The organism is Streptomyces sp. JN8 (genome assembly GCF_055808075.1).
The window spans coordinates 6,469,026-6,486,511 of sequence record NZ_CM147852.1 but is presented as its reverse complement, the minus strand read 5'-3'; the positions used below and the strand labels follow the sequence as shown (position 1 = coordinate 6,486,511).

14 protein-coding genes are annotated in these 17,486 nt (G+C 74.3%); 5 read left to right on the top strand and 9 right to left on the bottom strand.

Features of this window, described 5'->3' with window-relative positions; all coding sequences use genetic code 11:
* Positions 1–8 precede the first annotated feature (8 nt).
* Genes ACY0MR_RS28600 through ACY0MR_RS28580 form a run of 5 tightly spaced genes read left to right on the top strand, consistent with a single transcriptional unit; the run spans position 9 to position 4,471 of the window.
* Positions 9–815, top strand: coding sequence for a dihydrodipicolinate synthase family protein (locus tag ACY0MR_RS28600; protein WP_388804410.1), 807 nt, complete (start codon positions 9–11; stop codon positions 813–815).
* Entirely contained in the window at positions 812–1,693 is an 882-nt protein-coding gene (locus ACY0MR_RS28595; protein ID WP_388804407.1) for an iron-containing redox enzyme family protein, read from the top strand. Before ACY0MR_RS28600 ends, ACY0MR_RS28595 begins: the two co-directional genes overlap by 4 nt.
* Positions 1,690–2,073 carry a Rieske (2Fe-2S) protein gene (locus tag ACY0MR_RS28590; protein ID WP_388804404.1) on the top strand — a complete coding sequence of 128 codons (384 nt, stop codon included), beginning with the start codon at positions 1,690–1,692 and terminating at the stop codon, positions 2,071–2,073. The genes ACY0MR_RS28595 and ACY0MR_RS28590 overlap by 4 nt, the downstream gene beginning before the upstream one ends.
* Positions 2,070–3,521, top strand: coding sequence for a purine-cytosine permease family protein (locus ACY0MR_RS28585; protein ID WP_388804401.1), 1,452 nt, complete (start codon positions 2,070–2,072; stop codon positions 3,519–3,521). The genes ACY0MR_RS28590 and ACY0MR_RS28585 overlap by 4 nt, the downstream gene beginning before the upstream one ends.
* Before the next feature lie 2 nt (positions 3,522–3,523).
* Positions 3,524–4,471 carry a PDR/VanB family oxidoreductase gene (locus tag ACY0MR_RS28580; protein WP_473556139.1) on the top strand — a complete coding sequence of 316 codons (948 nt, stop codon included), beginning with the start codon at positions 3,524–3,526 and terminating at the stop codon, positions 4,469–4,471.
* Between the two features lie 94 nt (positions 4,472–4,565).
* Here the strand turns inward: ACY0MR_RS28580 and ACY0MR_RS28575 are convergent, their stop codons facing one another.
* From ACY0MR_RS28575 to ACY0MR_RS28535, 9 genes are all read right to left on the bottom strand, one after another.
* Positions 4,566–5,648 carry a Zn-dependent alcohol dehydrogenase gene (locus tag ACY0MR_RS28575; protein WP_404084597.1) on the bottom strand — a complete coding sequence of 361 codons (1,083 nt, stop codon included), beginning with the start codon at positions 5,646–5,648 and terminating at the stop codon, positions 4,566–4,568.
* 143 nt (positions 5,649–5,791) lie between these two features.
* Entirely contained in the window at positions 5,792–7,183 is a 1,392-nt protein-coding gene (locus ACY0MR_RS28570; RefSeq protein ID WP_392865291.1) for an aldehyde dehydrogenase family protein, read from the bottom strand.
* 323 nt (positions 7,184–7,506) lie between these two features.
* On the bottom strand, positions 7,507–8,373 hold the full coding sequence (locus ACY0MR_RS28565; RefSeq protein WP_473556136.1) for a class F sortase: 867 nt from the start codon (positions 8,371–8,373) through the stop codon (positions 7,507–7,509).
* 174 nt (positions 8,374–8,547) lie between these two features.
* Positions 8,548–9,981 (bottom strand): CitMHS family transporter, encoded by a 1,434-nt coding sequence (locus tag ACY0MR_RS28560; RefSeq protein WP_403316628.1) that lies wholly within the window; start codon positions 9,979–9,981, stop codon positions 8,548–8,550.
* Positions 9,982–10,114: 133 nt separating this feature from the next.
* Complete coding sequence (locus ACY0MR_RS28555; RefSeq protein WP_473556134.1) at positions 10,115–12,316, bottom strand: molybdopterin oxidoreductase family protein; 2,202 nt, start codon at positions 12,314–12,316, stop codon at positions 10,115–10,117.
* 80 nt (positions 12,317–12,396) lie between these two features.
* Complete coding sequence (locus ACY0MR_RS28550) at positions 12,397–13,017, bottom strand: TetR/AcrR family transcriptional regulator (protein ID WP_388804383.1); 621 nt, start codon at positions 13,015–13,017, stop codon at positions 12,397–12,399.
* Positions 13,018–13,055: 38 nt separating this feature from the next.
* The gene (locus ACY0MR_RS28545; RefSeq protein ID WP_473556131.1) at positions 13,056–14,414 is read right to left on the bottom strand and encodes a hypothetical protein; all 1,359 of its coding nucleotides are present in this window, start codon (positions 14,412–14,414) and stop codon (positions 13,056–13,058) included.
* The gene (locus ACY0MR_RS28540; RefSeq protein ID WP_404084508.1) at positions 14,411–15,220 is read right to left on the bottom strand and encodes a hypothetical protein; all 810 of its coding nucleotides are present in this window, start codon (positions 15,218–15,220) and stop codon (positions 14,411–14,413) included. Before ACY0MR_RS28540 ends, ACY0MR_RS28545 begins: the two co-directional genes overlap by 4 nt.
* Positions 15,217–17,418 (bottom strand): right-handed parallel beta-helix repeat-containing protein, encoded by a 2,202-nt coding sequence (locus ACY0MR_RS28535; protein WP_473556129.1) that lies wholly within the window; start codon positions 17,416–17,418, stop codon positions 15,217–15,219. Before ACY0MR_RS28535 ends, ACY0MR_RS28540 begins: the two co-directional genes overlap by 4 nt.
* Positions 17,419–17,486: the final 68 nt, after the last annotated feature.

Here is a 17,486-nt window from a genome sequence, read left to right as displayed (position 1 = left end):
CTCCACTCATGCCTGGCACCTACTCCGGGACCGTCGTCCCGCTGATCACCCCCCTCGACGAGCACGGCGTCGTCGACGAGGCGAGCGTCGTCCGCCTCCTGGACCACATCCGCAACGAGGTCAGCGGCTTCATGCCGGCCCTGACCTCCGGCGAGGGCTGGAAGCTCGACGCGCGGCAGTGGCAGGACGTCGTCACGTACACCGTCCGGCACGCGGGCGGCCTGCCCGTCCTGGCCGGCATCCAGCTCCCCGACACCGACGCCGTGATCGAGCGGGCCCGGGCGGCGGCCGCGATCGGCGCCGACGCCGTCGTCGTCACCACGCCGTTCGGCACCGACGTGACGCAGGACGCGATCGTCGAGCACTACAAGGCGATCCGCGCGGCCCTCGACATCCCGATCTTCCTCTACAACGAGGAGGCGCTCTCGGGAAACCGCATCGAGTTCGACACCCTGATCCGGATCTGCAAGGAGATACCGGGGATCGTCGGCATCAAGGAGTCCAGCGGCGACGCCGCCTTCACCCGGAACATGGCAGAGGCCGGCACCGGCATCCCGGTCTTCGAGGGCTGGGAGAACCTCCTCGTCGACGCCCGCGGCATCGACGGCTTCATCGGCCCGCTGGCCAACCTCGAACCCTCCCTCTGCAACGCGATGCTGGTCGACCCGACCCCCGACCGGCAGGCGGAGATCAACGCCGTCTGCGAGCGGTACGGCGTCTTCAAGGACGACTGGTACCGCTGGGTCAAGAAGGAACTCCACCAGCGCGGCGTGATCGCCTCCCCCACCGTGCACGAGGAGGCGAAGGCGGCATGAGCACCACCCCCGCCGCTCCCTCCCCGGCCGACGTCCCGGTGGCCGCCCACTCGATCACGGCCCCGGCCGCGACCGCCCAGCGCGAGCTGCACGGTCTCTACCGCCGGGTCCCCAACCTCGGCGACTACGGCTCGATGACCGCGATCGAGGAACGCTGGATCCTGCCCAAGGCGCGGGCGTACGAGGCCTCCGCCCCCCGCTTCTCCTCGCCCGGCGAACTCCTCCAGGCGCTCAAGGAGTTCCTGGCCGAGGAGGAGGCCGCGCTCCCGGAGAGCGCGACCTTCCTCGCCGAGCACGCGACGCTCGACCAGTTCAAGACCGTGGTCCGGCAGTTCGCGCTCGACGGCCTCACCGAGTCGGAGTCGCTGCTCCCGGTCGTGCCCCGGCTGCCGTACCGCTCGGCGATGGCGGTCTTCCGCGTCCTCATCGACGAACTCGGCTGCGGAAACGAGGAGAAGGCCCACTCCCAGCTCTACCGGGACCTGCTCACCGAGCTCGGACTGAGCCTCCGGCTCGACGACTACCTCGACGAGACGGTTCCGGAGTGCTTCGCCTACGTCAACATGTTCCACTGGCTGGCGAGCCGGGCCCCCTCGCCCCAGTACTTCCTGGGCGCGTACGCCTACTTCGAGACCAGCGTGCTGTACGCCTTCCAGAGCTTCGCCCGGGCGGCCCGGCGGCTGGGCATCACCCACGACGCCTACTACACCGAGCACCTGTACATCGACTCGTACCACAGCAACCACATGCGGACGGCGATCCGCTCGCTCGACGAGCCGGACCTGGCGAAGATCTGGGCCGGCGTGCGACTGGCCTCCGACATCGTCGGCACGGCCACGGAGGCGGCGGTGGCGCGAGCCCGGGAGACGGCCGCATGACGGCCGTGCCCGCGGGGCGGCGGCGGGACTCCGACGAGCCCGCCGTCCGCCAGGTGACCGAGGACCTGGTCCTCGTCGAGGTCGGCGGCCGCAAGGTCCTCGCGGCCGCCCTCTGCCCCCACCGCGGGGGCCGGCTCAAGTACGGCAGGGTCGACGGGGACAGGCTGCGCATCACCTGCCCCCTGCACCACACCACCTTCGACCTGAGCAGCGGGGAGCGCCTGTCGGGAGCGGCGTGCGCCTCCCTCCGCGTGGTGGACGTGCTGCCGGGCGACCTGTCGGTCCCCGAGCAGCGCGACCCCGCGCACGACAGGGCCCCGGCCGCATCCGCCGAGGCGGCCGCCGCTCCCGGCGCGGCCCCGTCCGGGGGCGCCTCATGACCACCACACCGACGGGGGCGGCGTCCACCGCGACGCCGCCCCCCGCGGCGGCCGACCACGACGGCATCGCGCCGGTCCCCGAGGCCGAACGGACCTCGACCCCGGGCGACTTCGGCTGGATCTGGCCCTCCGCGCAGTTCTCCTTCGGCACGGTCGTGCTCGGCGCGCTGCCCGTCGTGTTCGGCCTCGGCTGGTGGGCCTCGGCGAGCGCCATCGCCGTCGGCGCCGCCGTCGGCACGGCGCTGCTCGCGCCGCTCGCCCGCTTCGGCGTCCGCACCGGCACCAACGACCCCGTGTCGAGCGGCGCCCACTTCGGCGTCCGGGGCCGGGTCGTCGGCAACGTCCTCACGGTGGTGACGGCGCTCGGCTTCTTCGCCATCGCCGTGTGGACGGGCGGCACCGCCGTCATGGTCGCGGGCCACCGCCTGCTCTCCACCCCCACCGGCCCCGGCGCGCTGACCGTCGCGATGTTCGTGACGGCGGCGGCGGTCGCCCTGGTCGCCGTGCGCGGCCACGAGACCCTGGTCCGCACGTACAAGATCACCGCGGTCACCGGCGGCGCGGTCCTCCTCGGCACCGCCCTGGTCCTCGCCCCGGACTTCGACCCGGGCTACGCCGGCGGGACGCTGGCGCTCGACAGCACCCTGCACACCTGGCTGCTCGCGGCGACCGCCTCCGCGACCGTGCCCCTGTCCTACGCCACCTTCCAGGGCGACTACACCCGCTACATGCCCGCCTCCACGCCCACCGGCCGGGTCGTGCGGGCCAGCGGGACCTCCATGTTCCTCAGCAGTCTGGCCGCGCTGCTCACCGGCGCGTACGTGACGACGCTCTTCCCCGTCCCCGACGAGCCCTGGCTCCAGGGCCTGACGGACGCGGTGCCCGGCTGGTTCGCGGTCGCCGTCGTGGTGTTCGGCTTCGCCGGCACCCTGCCGCAGGCCGGACTCTGCCTGTACGCGGCCGGGCTCTCCGCGAACTCCGTGTTCTGGCGCTCCTCTCGGGCCGCCGTGACCACGGTGGTCGCGGTCCTGGCGGCGGCCGTCCTGTACCTGGGGGCGGTGGTGTACGACGCCATGGACGCGATGTCGGCGTTCGTGACGCTGCTGCTCACCGTCGTCGCCCCGTGGGCGGCGGTGCTCTCCGTCGGCTACGTGCTCCACCGGGGCCGGTACGACGCGGAGGCGCTGCGCACCTTCACCACCGGCGGGGGCGGCCGGTACTGGTACACCGGCGGGGTGAACCCGAGGGCCGCCGCGGCCTTCGTGCTGGGTTCGGCCGTCGGCGTGCTCTGGGTCAACAACCCGCTGTACACCGGCCCGCTGACCGATCTCACGGGTGGCGTCGACCTGAGCCTGCCGGCCTCCTTCGCGGTCGCCGCCGTGGTCTACGGGGTGCTGTGCCGGGTGTGGCCCGAGCCGCTGCTGCCGCCGACACGAGTCCCGAGGTGACGATGTCCGCCACAGTCCCGACCACCGCCCGGCTCACCGTCCGGTCGGTCGTCCCCGAGGCCGAGGGCGTGCTGGGCCTGGTCCTGTCCGATCCCTCGGGGGCCGAACTGGCCCCCTGGGAGCCGGGTGCCCACCTGGAGGTGACGCTGCCGTCCGGGACCGTCCGGCACTACTCGCTCTGCGGGGACCCGGCGGACCGGAGCACGTACCGGCTCGGGGTGCTGCGGGAGACCGGCGGCCGCGGCGGGTCGGAGGAAGTCCACACGGCCGTCGGCGCGGGCACGGTCCTCGGGGTGCGGGGCCCGTTCAACCGCTTCCCGCTGGTGCCGGCGGACCGGTACCTGTTCGTCGCGGGCGGCATCGGGATCACCCCTCTGCTGCCGATGGTGCGCTCGCTCCCGCCGGGGTCCTGGTCCCTGCTGTACGGCGGACGGAACCTGGCGTCCATGGCGTACCGCGAGGAGCTGGCCGCGCTTCCCGGGGTCACGCTCGTCCCGCAGGACACGGCGGGCCTGCCCGACCTGGAAGGGGTCCTCGCGGGGCTGCCCGCGGGGACAGCCGTGTACTGCTGCGGGCCGGAAGGGCTGCTGCGGGCCGTGCAGGACCGCTGGCCCGGCCCCCTGCACACGGAGCGGTTCGCGGCGGACCCGGCCGCCGGCCCCGCGGCGGACCCCGGGACCGGCGACGGCTTCGAGGTGGAGCTGCGGCGGAGCGGGCGGACCGTGCGCGTCCCGCCCGGGCGCACCCTGCTCGACGCCGTCCGCGACGTCGTCCCCGGGGTCGCCTACTCCTGCGAGGAGGGGTTCTGCGGGACCTGCGAGACCAAGGTGATCGCCGGGACGCCCGAGCACCACGACTCCGTCCTCGGCGAGGACGAGAAGGCCTCGGGCACGACGATGATGATCTGCGTGGGCCGCTCGCGCGGCGCCCGCCTCGTCCTCGACCTGTGACCCGTCGCGCGCGGACACCCCCCGTACCGCGCCGACGCGCGGAGGCCCGTACCGGCCCGACGGCCGGTGCGGGCCTCCGCGCGTGCGGGTCGTGTCAGGGGAAGACCACCAGGGCCCGGCCGCCCTTGCCCGCGAGCATGTTCTCGAAGGCGCCCGGGATGCCATCCAGGGTGATCCGCTCGGTGACGAGCGCCCCCAGGTCGAACCGGCCGGCGCGGATGTGCTCGGCGAGGACGGGCAGGTCGGCGGCCGGGTTCGAGTTGCCGTAGACGCAGCCCGCGAGGGTGCGGCCCCAGTGGAAGATCTCCAGGGCGTTGAAGGCGACCTGCTGGTCCTTGCCGCCGATGCCGACGACCGTGGTGCGGCCGCCGCGCCGGGTGGAGTCCCAGGCGGTGCGGATGGTGACGGCCCGTCCGACGCACTCGACGGCCGCGTCGACGCCCCGGCCCCCCGTCAGCCTGCGGATGTCCTTCGGCGTGGTCGCGGAGGCGACGACGTACTCGGTCGCGCCGGCCGCCCGGGCGAGCGCCTCCTTCTCCGGCGAGACGTCCACGGCCACGATCGTCGAGGCGCCCGCGATCCGGGCGGCCTGGAGGGTGGCGAGGCCGACCCCGCCGACGCCGAACACCGCGACGGTCTCCCCCGCCCGGACCCGGGCCGAGTGGTGCACCGCGCCCCAGCCGGTGAGGACGGCGCAGCCCAGGAGGGCGGCGTCGGTCAGCGGCACGCCCTCGGGCGCGGGGAGGACGCAGTTCCCGGCGACGACGGTCTCCTCGGCGAACGCGGCGACGTTCAGACCGGGGTGGAGGTCCCGGCCGTCCTCCGTGCGGGCGTGGAGGTTCCCGGTGCCGGTGAGCGCCTCGGCGCAGAGCCACACCTCGCCGAGGGAGCAGGGGTGGCAGCTGCCGCAGGAGGGCGCCCAGTTGAGGACGACGTCGTCGCCGGGGGCGACATGGGCGACGCCCTCGCCGACGGACACGACGGTCCCCGCCCCCTCGTGGCCGAGGACGGCCGGCACCGGCACCCGCATGGTGCCGTTGGAGAGCGACAGGTCCGAGTGGCAGACCCCGGCGGCCGCGAGCCGGACCCGGACCTGGCCGGGGCCCGGCTCGGGGAGTTCGATGCCGGTGATCTCCAGCGGGGAGCCCACGGCGGGCAGGACGGCGGCGCGGATCAGGCTCACGTGCGGTGCTCCTCGGGAGTGGCGTGGACGGGGCGGGGCGTCGGGGCGGGGCCCGATCGGGGTGCGGGGCGGGGCCGAGCCTCGGGCCGGGGCGGGCGTCGGGCGCGCCCGTACGCCGGGTCGGGGCCGGCCGCCCCTCAGAACTGGAGGGACTTGGTCTGGAGGTACTCGGCGAGACCGTGGGCGCCGAGTTCCCGGCCCACGCCGGACTGCTTGTACCCGCCGAACGGGGCCAGCGGGTTGAAGCGGCCGCCGTTGATGTCGACCTGCCCGGCCTCCATGCGGCGGGCGAAGGCGACGGCCTGCCCGGGCTCGCCCCAGACCGCGCCGGCGAGGCCGTACACGGTGCCGTTGGCGATGGCGAGGGCCTCCTCCTCGTCCTCGTACCGCAGGAGCGAGACGACCGGTCCGAAGATCTCCTCCTGCGCGATGGTCATCTCCGGGGTGACGTCGGCGAAGACGGTCGGGGCGACGTAGTAGCCGGTCTCCAGCGGGGCCTCGGTCCCGCCGGCGACGAGCCGGGCGCCCTCCTCGACGCCCTTCTCGATGTAGCCGCGGACGCGCTCCAGCTGCTTGGCGTTGACCAGCGGGCCGAGGCGCTCGCCCGGGACGTACTTGGCGACGGCCTCGGCGGCCAGCGCCACCGCCTCCTCGTACCGGTCCGCGGGGATGAGCATGCGGGTCCAGGCGCTGCACTTCTGACCGGAGTTGGACATCACGTTGGCGACGCCGACGGAGACCGCCTTGGCGAGGTCGGCGCTGGGCAGGACGACGTTGGCGGACTTGCCGCCGAGTTCGAGGGCGACCCGCTTCACGGCACCGCCCGCGAGGGCGCCGATGCGGCGGCCGACGGCGGTGGAGCCGGTGAACGAGACGAGGTCGACGTCCGGGTGCTCCGCGAGGGCCTGTCCCGCGACCGGTCCGAGGCCGGTGACCAGGTTGAACACTCCGGCCGGGAGGCCTGCCTCGTGCACGGCCTCGGCGAAGAGCTGGGCGGTCAGCGGGGTGTCCTCGGCGGGCTTGAGGACGGTCGTGCAGCCGGCGGCGAGGGCCGGGGCGACCTTGGCCACCACCTGGTGCAGCGGGAAGTTCCAGGGGGTGATCGCGGCGACGACGCCGACGGGCTCGGCGTAGACGGTGGAGTTGCCCACCTTCTCCTCGAAGGGGTGGGTGGCGGCGAGTTCCGCGTACGTCCCCGCCACGGCGATCGGCAGGCCGGCGTGCACGGTCGCGGCCAGCTGCGGCGGGGCGCCGAGCTCGGCGGTGACGGTGGCGGCGATCTCCTCGGCGCGGGCGGCCAGCGCGTCGCGCAGGGCGGCGATCCGGGCTCCGCGCTCGGCGGGCGGGGTGGCGGCCCAGCCGGGCAGCGCGGCACGGGCGGCGCGCACCGCCGCGTCGACGTCCTCGGCGGTGCCGGCCGGGACGTGGGCGATGACCTGCTCGTCCGCCGGGTTGAGGACGGCGATCGTGTCGGGTCCGGCGGCGGGGCGCCACTCCCCGTCGATGTACATCGCGTCGTGCGCCTTCATCCGATGTCTCCTCACACTGCCGACCGGTTCGACACCCAAACTAGCGCTGATAGTTTTTGGGCGCCAGGGTCTCCGAACGTGCCCCCGGTCTCACCCGGGACACCGCACGGCGGTCGCCGGACCGCGACCCCCTCCCCACCGATCGTGCCGCCCCCGGCCCGACCCTGTCCACGGACGGCGCGGCGCGGTGGCGTGGACACGACCCCGCCCCGGCGGGCGCGCGCCGGGGCGGCGCGGCCCGCCGGGGCGGGTCCGCCGCGGACGCCGTGGCACGGACGGCGGCTCCGCGGGACGGAACGACGGACGCGGCTGGGGCCCGTCGTTCAGATCTTCTGGGCGATGTCGGTGAGGTGGGCGAAGACGACGATGTTCGCGTCGTAGCCCTTCCCCCGCTCGAAGGCCCCGCCGCAGGTGAGCAGCCGCAGTTCGGGCCGCCCGGTGGAGCCGTACACCTCCTTGTCGGGGAATTCGGCCTTGGAGTACGTGGCGACCCGGTCGATCGTGAAGACGGCGACCTTGCCGTCGGCGCGGGCGACCCGGACGGTGTTGCCGGGGCTGAGCGAGTCGAGGCTGACGAAGATGGCGGGGCCGGTCCGGGTGTCCCGGTGGCCGACGACGACGGCGGTCCCGCGCTCGCCCGGACTGACCCCCTTCGCGTACCAGCCGACGACGTCGGGGTTGTCGACCGGCGGCGTGGCGAGCCGCCCCCGGGCGTCCAGACCGAGGTCCATCACGGGGGCCTCGATGGTGATCGCCGGAACGGCGACGGTGGTCGGGCGCGAGCGCGCCAGCGGTGCGGGCGGGCGGGGCGCGGGAGCCGCCTTCGGCCGTGCGCCGTGGGCGGCCCGGGGCTTCGCCCCCGCCTTCCCCGCGGCTCCCGGTCCGGACGTCGCCCCCTGGCCGGCGGCCGCCTTCGGCTCGGACGTCCGCTCGGACTTCCCGGGCTTCTGCTCGGGCTTCGCCTTGTGGTCGAGGGCCGCCGGATCGCCGCCGACGCCGTCCGCGCCGTCCGCCCGGCCGGCCACGGCGGGGGCGGCGGCGAGCACCGGGTCGACGGGCTCCTCGTCACCCGCCCACCAGAAGCCCCCGGTGACCAGGACCCCGGCGACCGTCACGGTCCTGGCGAGCCGGAACAGTCGCCGTCGGCGGCGCGTGAGGCGCGAGGACCTGCGGTGGGGCGGAGCCGTCATGGTGGAGGTCCTCGGATCGCAAGAGAACAGAACGAACAGATGATTCGATAATCCGACTATCTGTCATGATCGGGACCCAGCCGGTGAAGACGCGACCCGCCTCCGCCGCCTCCACCCGTCCGGCCCACTCCCCCGGGCCGCCGGACGGCGACGGAGTCCCGTTCGCGTTCGCGCTCAGATGATCCCGAAGAGGACCCCCGCCCCGAGCACCACCAGGGAGGTCAGGGCGGCCCACTTCACGGTGAACCTCGTGTGGTCGCCGAACTCCACCTTCGCCATGCCGACGAGGACGTACACGGCGGGGACCAGCGGGCTCGACATGTGCAGCGCCTGACCGACCAGGGAGGCCCGCGCGATCTCCACGGCCGACACCCCGTGCGCGGCGCCCGCCTCCGCGAGGACCGGCACGACGCCGAAGTAGAAGCCGTCGTTCGACATGAAGTAGGTGAGCGGGATGCTGAGCACACCGGTGACCAGCCCCATGTGCGGCCCCATGCCCTCGGGGATGGCGCCCACCAGCCAGTCGGCCATGTGCTTGACCATGCCCGTGCCGGTGAGGACACCGGTGAAGACGGCGGCGGCGAAGACCATGCCGGAGACGTTGAGGACGTTGTCGGCGTGGGCCGCGATCCGGGCCTTCTGCTCGGCCTGCTTCGGGTAGTTCACGGTGAGCGCGAGCGCGGCACCGAGCAGGAACAGCACCGGGATCGGCATCAGTTCGAGGATCATCGCGGCGAGCAGCGCGACGGTCAGGCCGGCGTTGAACCAGTACAGCCGGGGGCGCAGGGTCGCGCGGTTCGGGTCGAGCCCCTGGAATCCCTCGTCCCCGCCGGAGGCCTCGCCCGGGCTCCGCGCGTCCCCCGGCCCGGCGCCCGGCGCGTCGCCGGAGGCGCCCGCGGGCCTCTTGGTCAGGTCCACGGTCCCGCCGCCCCCGCCGCCCGCCGTGACGAGCACCGGGTCGGCCCCGGAGACGAGGACCTCGTCCAGCGTGAGGTAGCCGATGCGCTTCCGCTCCCGGCGCCCGAGGACGTACGCGAGGACGAACACGAAGAGCAGGCCCGCGCCGAGCGCCGGGATCATCGGCACGAACACGTCGCTCGCGTCCAGCTTCAGCGCGGTCGCGGCGCGGGCCGTGGGGCCGCCCCAGGGCAGGGTGTTCATGACGCCGTTCGCGGTGGCGGCGACACCCGTCATGACCACCAGGCTCATGCCGAGCCGCTTGTACAGCGGATACATCGCCGAGACGGTGATCATGAAGGTGGTCGAACCGTCGCCGTCCAGCGACACGATCGCGGCGAGCACCGCCGTGCCCACGACGATCCGTACGGGGTCGGCCTTGCAGAAGCGCAGGATGCCCCGGACGATCGGGTCGAAGAGGCCGACGTCGATCATCACCCCGAAGTAGACGATGGCGAACATCAGCATCGCCGCCGTCGGCGCCAGCGTGCCGACTCCTTCGATGACGTAGTCGCCGAGCCGGGCACCCTGCCCGACCACCACGCAGAACAGCGCGGGGATCAGGACGAGTGCCGCGATCGGCGACATCTTCTTCATCATGATCAGGACCAGGAAGGTCGCGATCATGGCGAAGCCGAGGACGGTCAGCATGGAGGACACCTCACGTTCACCCTTGAACTTCCGCCGAGCGGCGGCGGCCCGGACGACGCTAAGTGCCCCGTTCCGCGGTCAGCAAGGTGTTGACGCGTGAGCAATACGAGCAAAACCCCAGGTCAAGACAGGGTCACGGCAGGGGCGACACCTCGACGGGGAAGCCGTTCAGCACCGCCGTGCCCGACAGCGGGTCGAGCCGGGAGCCGTCGAGGAGCTGGTTGACGTTGACTCCGGGGCGCGCGGACGCGACGGCCAGCCGGGTGCCCGACCGGTCGTGCCCCCAGCCGTGCGGCAGGCTGACCACCCCGGGACGCACCCCGTCGGTCACCTCGACCGGGACCTCCAGCTCACCGCCCTCGCCCTTGATCCGGGCGAGGCCGCCGTCGGCGAGCCGCAGCCGGGACGCGTCGTCCGGGTGCACCTGGAGCGTGCACCGGTTCGTGCCGCCGTTCAGCACGGGGGTGTTGTGCAGCCAGCTGTTGTTCGAGCGGAGGTGGCGGCGGCCGACGAGCCGTACGGTGCCGGCGTCGGGCACCTCGTCGAGCGCGGCGCGCAGCCGGGGCAGGTCGGCGGCGAGCGGCGCGGCGAACAGCTCGATCCGTCCGCTGCGGGTCTTGAGGACCTGCGGGAGACGCGGCTTGAGCGGGCCGAGGTCGATGCCGTGGGGGTGGGCCCGCAGTGCGTCGAGGGTGAGCCCGTACGGGCCGAGGCGCAGCATCAGGTCGAGCCGGCGCTCGGGCCCGGTCTCCCCGCTGAGCCCCGCCGCGAACTCCGCCGGGTCCGCGCCGTAGGCCGGCGAGTGCTCCTGGGTCACCGCCTTGGCGAGGGTGGTGTCGATGGCGAGCTGGTCGACCGCGGACGGCGGCGCCCCGTGCATCCCGGAGACGGCGAGGATCAGCCGGGCGTGGATCTCGCACTCGTCCATCCGGTCCGCCTCCAGGGGGACGGCGGGCGGGGTGTAGCGGACCTGGTCGCGGACGGCGAGGGCGTTGAAGGCGAAGTCGAAGTGGGCGCTGCGCGAGGGCGGCGGCGGGGGCAGGAGGACGTCGGCGTGGCGGGTGGTCTCGTTGAGGTACGGGTCGACGGCGACCATCAGGTCGAGGGAGCCGAGGGCCGCGTCGAGCCGGTTCCCGTCGGGCGCGGACAGGACGGGGTTGGAGGCGACGGTGACGAGCGCCCGGATGCGCCCCTCCCCCGGGGTCTCGATCTCCTCGGCGAGCGCGACCATCGGCAACTCCCCCTTGACCTCGGGGTGGTGCGAGACCCGGCTGTGCCGGCGGCCGAGGTCGAAGCCCCTGCCGGGTCCCGCGGGGCGCGGGGCGGGCGCGGTGGCGGAGAGTGGGAAGAGGGCACCGCCGGCCCGGTCGAGGTTGCCGGTGAGGATGTTGAGGACGTCGACGAGCCAGTTGCCGAGGGTGCCGTACGCGACGGTGGAGCTGCCCATCCGCCCGTAGACGGCGGCGGTGGGCGCGGCGGCGAGTTCCCGGGCGAGGGCGCGGAGGGTGTCCGCGTCCACGTCGCAGGCCTCGGCGACCGCCTCGGGGCGGAAGTCCCGCACGGCCTCCCGTACCTCCTCGACCCCCTCCACCCGGGCGGCGAGCGGGCCGAGGTCGGTGAGGTCCTCCTCGAAGAGGGTGTGGACGAGGGCCGCGAGGAGGAGCGCGTCGGTGCCGGGGCGGATCGCGACGTGCCGGTCGGCGAGGCGCGCGGTGCGGGTGCGCCGGGGGTCGACGACGGTGAGGGTGCCGCCGCGTCGGCGCAGCGCCTTGAGCCTGCCGGGGAAGTCGGGGGCGGTGCAGAGGCTTCCGTTGGAGTCCAGGGGGTTGGCTCCGAGGATCAGCAGGTGGTCGGTGCGGTCCAGGTCGGGGACGGGGATCGCGAAGGGGTCTCCGAACAGGAGGCCGCTGGAGACGTGCTTGGGCATCTGGTCGATCGTCGACGCCGTGAAGAGGTTCCGCGTGCGCAGGGCGCCGATCAGCAGGGGCGGGTAGAGGGCGCCGGCCATCGTGTGCACGTTGGGGTTGCCCAGGACGATACCCACGGCATCCGGCCCGTACTCCTCGATCAGCGGACGGATTCTCGCCGCGATCGTGTCGAACGCCTCCTCCCAGGTCGCCTCCTGGAGCCGGCCGTCCTTCCGGACCAGCGGCGTGCGGAGCCGGTCGGGGTCGGCGTCGACCTCGGGCAGCGCGGCCCCCTTGGGGCAGATGAAGCCCTGGCTGAAGACGTCCTCGCGGTCGCCGCGCGCTCCGGTGACCCGGGAGCCCTCGACGGTCAGGGTCAGTCCGCAGGTCGCTTCGCAGAGCGGGCAGATGCGCAGGGCGGTGGGCATGGCGTCTCCCTGGGGCGGCGGTCGGGGCCGGGGCGTCGGCCCGCCGCGAGCATACCGACCGGTAGGCACGCCGGGGAGGGTTACGACAGGGAGGGCGCGAGATAGGCATGAAGGAGCTGCCGGGTCTCGTCGATGACGGCGGGGTCGCCCTCGGGGGCGGCACGGAAGGCCAGCCGGACGAGGGTGTCGGCGGTCTCGACGCCCACCCGGACCTTCCGCCGCAGGGTCTCGTCGGCCGGGCGGCCGAGGTGGTCGGCGAGCAGGTCGCAGATCCGCTCGGCGACCAGGGCGTTGGGGTCCTCGCCGGCCTCCTCGGCGGCGGGCACGCCGAAGTCGACGAGGGCGAAGCCGGGCACGGTCCGCTTCATGGCGATGAACTCGTCGAGGACGCCGTCGATGGCCGCGTGCGGGTCGGGGTCGGCGGCGGCGTCGAGGTGGGCGGCGATCCGCTCGGCGTACCGGTCGAGGTTCCGGTGGGCGAGCGCGGAGACCATGGCCCGCTTGTTGTCGAAGAAGCGGTAGACGGAGCCGATGGGGACGCCGGCGCGGGCGGCGACCGCCCGGGTGCTCAGCTGCTCGTAGCCGGTCTCGTCGAGGAGTTCGGCACAGGTGTCGAGGATTCGGGCGAGCCGCTCGGCGCTCCGCTGCTGCACGGGGGTGCGGCGGAGCGTGGACGGGGCGGGGGCGGGGGACTGGGGCACGGGTCCATGATGCCGGTCCCGGCCGGGAGGCGGGCGGGTCAGGCGATCAGCAGGCCGATGCCGCCGAGGGTGTACGCGATCATCAGCGCGAACAGCGGGAGTTGCCCGGCGACCGCGCGGTCGGCCGGGAAGAGGCGCACGGACCGGTCGTGGGCGGCGACCACGCCGAGGACGTGACCGGTGACGATCGCGGCGACCTGGAGCGTCGCGAGGCCGCCGGGAGCCAGGAGCGGGGCGGGTGCGGGGGCGTTGTCAGTGCCCCCTGCCATCATGACGGTGCGTGGTCCTTCGGTGACGAAGAGCGAGAAGTAGTGGGCGACGAGATAGCCGAGGGCGATGGGCAGGAGCGAGTGGGCGAAGGAGGTGAGCGGGGTGGTGAGGGTGCGGTTCATCAGGCGGAGGGCGCCGGCGCAGAGTCCGTAGCAGGCGGCGACGAGGGCGACGGACGCGAGCAGGCCGAGGGTGGCCGAGGGGACGGGGCCGAGGGGTGAGGTCTGGAGGGCGGTGATCCAGCGGGGATTGTCCGAGAGGCCGTCGTAGGCGGTGGAGCCGAGGAGGACGCAGACGGCGGCGACGAGGCCGGGTGTCTGCGGGGTGGCGTCGAGGCCGTGGAAGGGGGAGCGGAGGACCAGTCGGCCGTCGGCGCGGCGGCCCAGGGGGGACAGCCGGGCGAGGAGGGAGGAGTACACCTCGAAGGGGTCGGCGTGGGCGAACCACCGGTCGCCGTAGCGGGCGGCGCCCAGGAGCAGGAGACCCGTGTGGGCGGCCAGGGCGGTCAGGAGGGTGGCGGAGGAGGTGTTGTCGGGGGCGACGAGTTCGAGCCAGGTGAAGAGGAGGAGACCGAGGGCGGCCGGGCGGATGCCGAGGCCGGCGGGCAGGGGGCGGGGGTTCCGCGGCGGACGGAGGGAGTGGAGCGCGCGCAGGGGGTTGAGGAGGCGCCAGACGGGGCCGAGGAGGAGGGAGGCGGGGACGAGTCCGACCCAGAGCAGGACGTAGACGGCGCCGGGCGCGGGGTTCCGGTCGGGGTCGTCGGGGCCGAGGAGGAGGTGGAGGAGGACGAGGAGGGCGGCGGCCGCACCGAGGAGCCGGAGCGCCGCGCGGGTGGCGGGGGCGTCGGCGACCCGTTGGAGGGCGGCGGGGAGCGGACGTCCCGACAGGTCGCCGCGGAAGCGGGAGGAGGACCAGAGCAGCCCAAGGGCGAGGAAGGAGACGAGCAGCGCGGCGAAGGCGCCCGCGTAGGCGTAGAAGGGCGAGAGGGGGAGGTCGTGCTGCGAGCCCACGCCGTGGGCGAGCGGAAGTCCCGGGCCGGAGCCGGTCGGGAGGACGTGGGCGTGGACGGGGTCGGGGGCGAGCGCGGTGGTCGGCGGGGTGGGGTTCGGGGTGAGGAGGCCGGTCATCGGACGACGAGTTGGGTCAGGAGTAGGCCGGAGCCGTGGGTCTCGACCTCGAAGAGGCCGGTGCGGTCGACGGTGAGGGTGAGGGAGGCCGGGGTGCCGGGCGGGAGGGGGAGCTCGCGGTCGTAGCCGTGCACGTGGAGGGTGTCGGCGCGGTCGGAGGTGACACGGAGGGTGAGGCGCTCGCCCTTCTTCAACTCGATGCGGGAGGGGGGCGGTGCGACGGTCGATCCGGAGACGGTGATGTCGACGGTGCGTCCGGTGGTGGTCGGTGCGGGCTTCGGAGCCGGAGGCGCGGTCGGGGGCGGCGCGCCGTCCAGGCGCACGGTGGCCTGGACGGGGGCGCCGGCGACGGCCCACGCGGTGTGGTCGTCGGCGTGGAGGCGGACGGTGAGGGTGCGGGTGCCGGCCGGCACGTGTCCCCACGGGCCGTAGAGGCGGCCGGCCTCCCGGCCGTCGACCAGGAGGCGGGCGTGACCGCGGCCCGGGAGGGCCGCGCCGCCGGTGCTGTCGGGGGTGAAGCGGAACCTCTCCACGGTGAGGTGGATGTTCCACCCGCCCTCGGTGTCGGGGCGGGTCTCGACCCGGACGGCGGGCGCCTGCGACGCCGGGAGTTCACGCAGCCGGTGTCCGCCCTCGTCCCGCGCGGAGAGCAGGGTGCCGGCGCCGCCGGTGGCCTCCTCGTGACGGGTGCCGGGCTTGTGGTGGGTGGTGGCCCGGCCGCCGCATCCGGCGAGCAGCAGGACGGCGACGAGGACCGCGGCCAGGGCATGGGGTCGGCGGGACGCGCCGGTCAGGGGCCGCCTCATGCCGAGGCCCCGCCGTGCGGCCGGGGCTCCCCGGTGCGCCCGTGCGGCCGGGGCTCCCCCGGTGCGCCCGCGCCGCCGGGGGCGCCCGCACCCGCCCCGGGGCCGCCCGGAGTGTCGGCCCCGGGGCCACCCGGGGTGTCCGCGTCGGGGTTCTGCGGGGTGTCGGGCTGCGGTGGGGCGGCCGGGGTCGGGGACGGGCCGCGGGCTCCCGCGGCCACGACCGCCCACAGCACCCAGACGACGCCCAGCAGGAGGCGGAGCCAGGCGGGGCTCACGGGGATGCCGGGGACCATCAGGATCGCCTTGTCGAAGGCGTCGAGGAGGGTCAGGGCGCCGAGGAGCACGGTGGCGGCGGCGAGGACCGGGCGGACGGGGCGCAGGGCGAGTCCGAGGAGGGTCCACCAGACGCCGGTGAGGAGCAGGGCGAGGGCCGGGACGGGGGTCGGGGTGAGGGCGAGGGTGGAGCCCCCGACGTCGAGGGCGAGGCCCGCGAGGCCGATGAGGGTGGCGGCGCCCGCGAGGCGGTGGCCGCGCAGGCGGCGCCGCCAGAGGGCGAGGCCCGCCAGGGCGAGGACGAGGGAGCTGCCGAGGGCGAGTTGGGTCTCGACCCGCTGGAGGCCGCGGGCGCCGTACCAGTCGCAGCCCGCCGGGAGGCGGCGCGCCTGGACGCTGTAGTCGGCGCAGACGAGGAGCTGGGCGAGCTTGACGGGTTCGCCGACGAGCCGGTCGGTGCCGCCGGAGACGTCGCCCCGGCGCGCCCCGCAGTCGGGGAGGGCGCCGGGGCTGGCGGCGCCGGCGTCGGACTGCCAGCAGTTGCCGCTGCCCTGGCCGTCCCACCACACGTCGGTGCGGTTGGGGCGGGCGGTGCCGGACCTGTCGACGCCGAGGCGGTTGCCGGCGTAGCGGTTGTGGTGGGAGGTGTCGGCCTGCTTGCCCCAGGCGGACTCGCCGCGGATGAAGGCGGGGACGGCGCTGAGGTAGAAGGCGGCGCGCTGGTGGCCGTAGACCCAGTTGTCCTCGTAGAGGTTCCAGTTGCCGCCGGCGGTGATGATGCCGGTGCCGGGAGGCATCGAGATCTGGGGGCAGACGACGCCCTGTTCGTAGCCGCGGTCGACGGGCGGTCGGGCGCAGGTGCCGTCGGCGACGTACCGGTAGTAGTTCTGGTTGTTGTCGTGGATGAGGTTGCGTTCGAAGCGGGCGTGGTTCTGGGGCAGGCCGGGGTGGCCGGGGAAGGCGGAGTCCATGGAGGCGCCGCCCATGTTGTGGTCGAACTCGTTGTCGTGGACCCAGACGGAGTCGCCGGCGGTGCCGGAGTAGCCGACCATGTTGTGGTGGCTCCGGCAGCCGGTGATCTCGATGGAGTAGCGGGGGACGTCGTACCCGCGGCCGTCGTTGATGTCGGAGGCCGAGCCGGGGTAGATGCCGGAGTCGCCGTTGCCGTAGGACTCGCAGTCCTTGTAGAGGCCGTGGTCGGAGGCGAAGGTGAGGAAGCCGTACTCGTCGTTCCAGCGGGTGAGGACGTCGTCGATGACGAAGCCGTCGGCGGCGAGGACGTACAGCGAGTTGAACGTGGTGCGCTGGGCGGTGAAGTTGCGGAAGTAGACGCCGTCGCTGCCGTCCGCCCGCAGGGCGTTCAGCTTGCGGTAGCCGGCGTCGATGACCACATCGAGGCGGGAGGCCCCGGTGCCCTCGATCTGGAGGTCCTTCTTGCCGAGGACGGCGACGAGGTTCTGGTTGTGCGGGCACTGCCGCTGCTGCTCGTAGCTGAGGATCTGGTAGCCGAGCGAGGAGGTCCGCGCCTCCAGGGCGGCGCAGGCTCCGGTGGGCGGGGGCTGCGAGGGCTCCTCCTCGTACAGGCCGGGGAGGATCGCGATGGTGAGGCCGGGCCGGTCGACGGCGTCGACGGCCTGCTGGAGGTGGCGGTAGCCGTCGCGGGCGCAGCGCTCGTAGAGGGTGAGGTTGCGGGCCTTGAGGGGGGCCGGGAAGCCGGCGATCCGGCGTTCGAAGGCGGCGCGGTCGGTCTTGCACACGAGGAGGTCGGGTTCCCCGGTGCGGAGTTCCGGCACGCTGCCGGAGCCGTCGGGGAAGGTGACGGGCCGCTCCTCGTGGGCCTGGGCCCCGGGGGCGGTGAGCAGGCTCGCGGCGAGCGCCGCGAGCACGACCGAGAGCGCGAGGACGAACCTTCGGGTCCAGGACATGCGCGTGAGAGTAGAGCAATGCTCATCTTTTTGGACCCCCTCACGCAGGCCCGTTTTCCGGGCGCCCC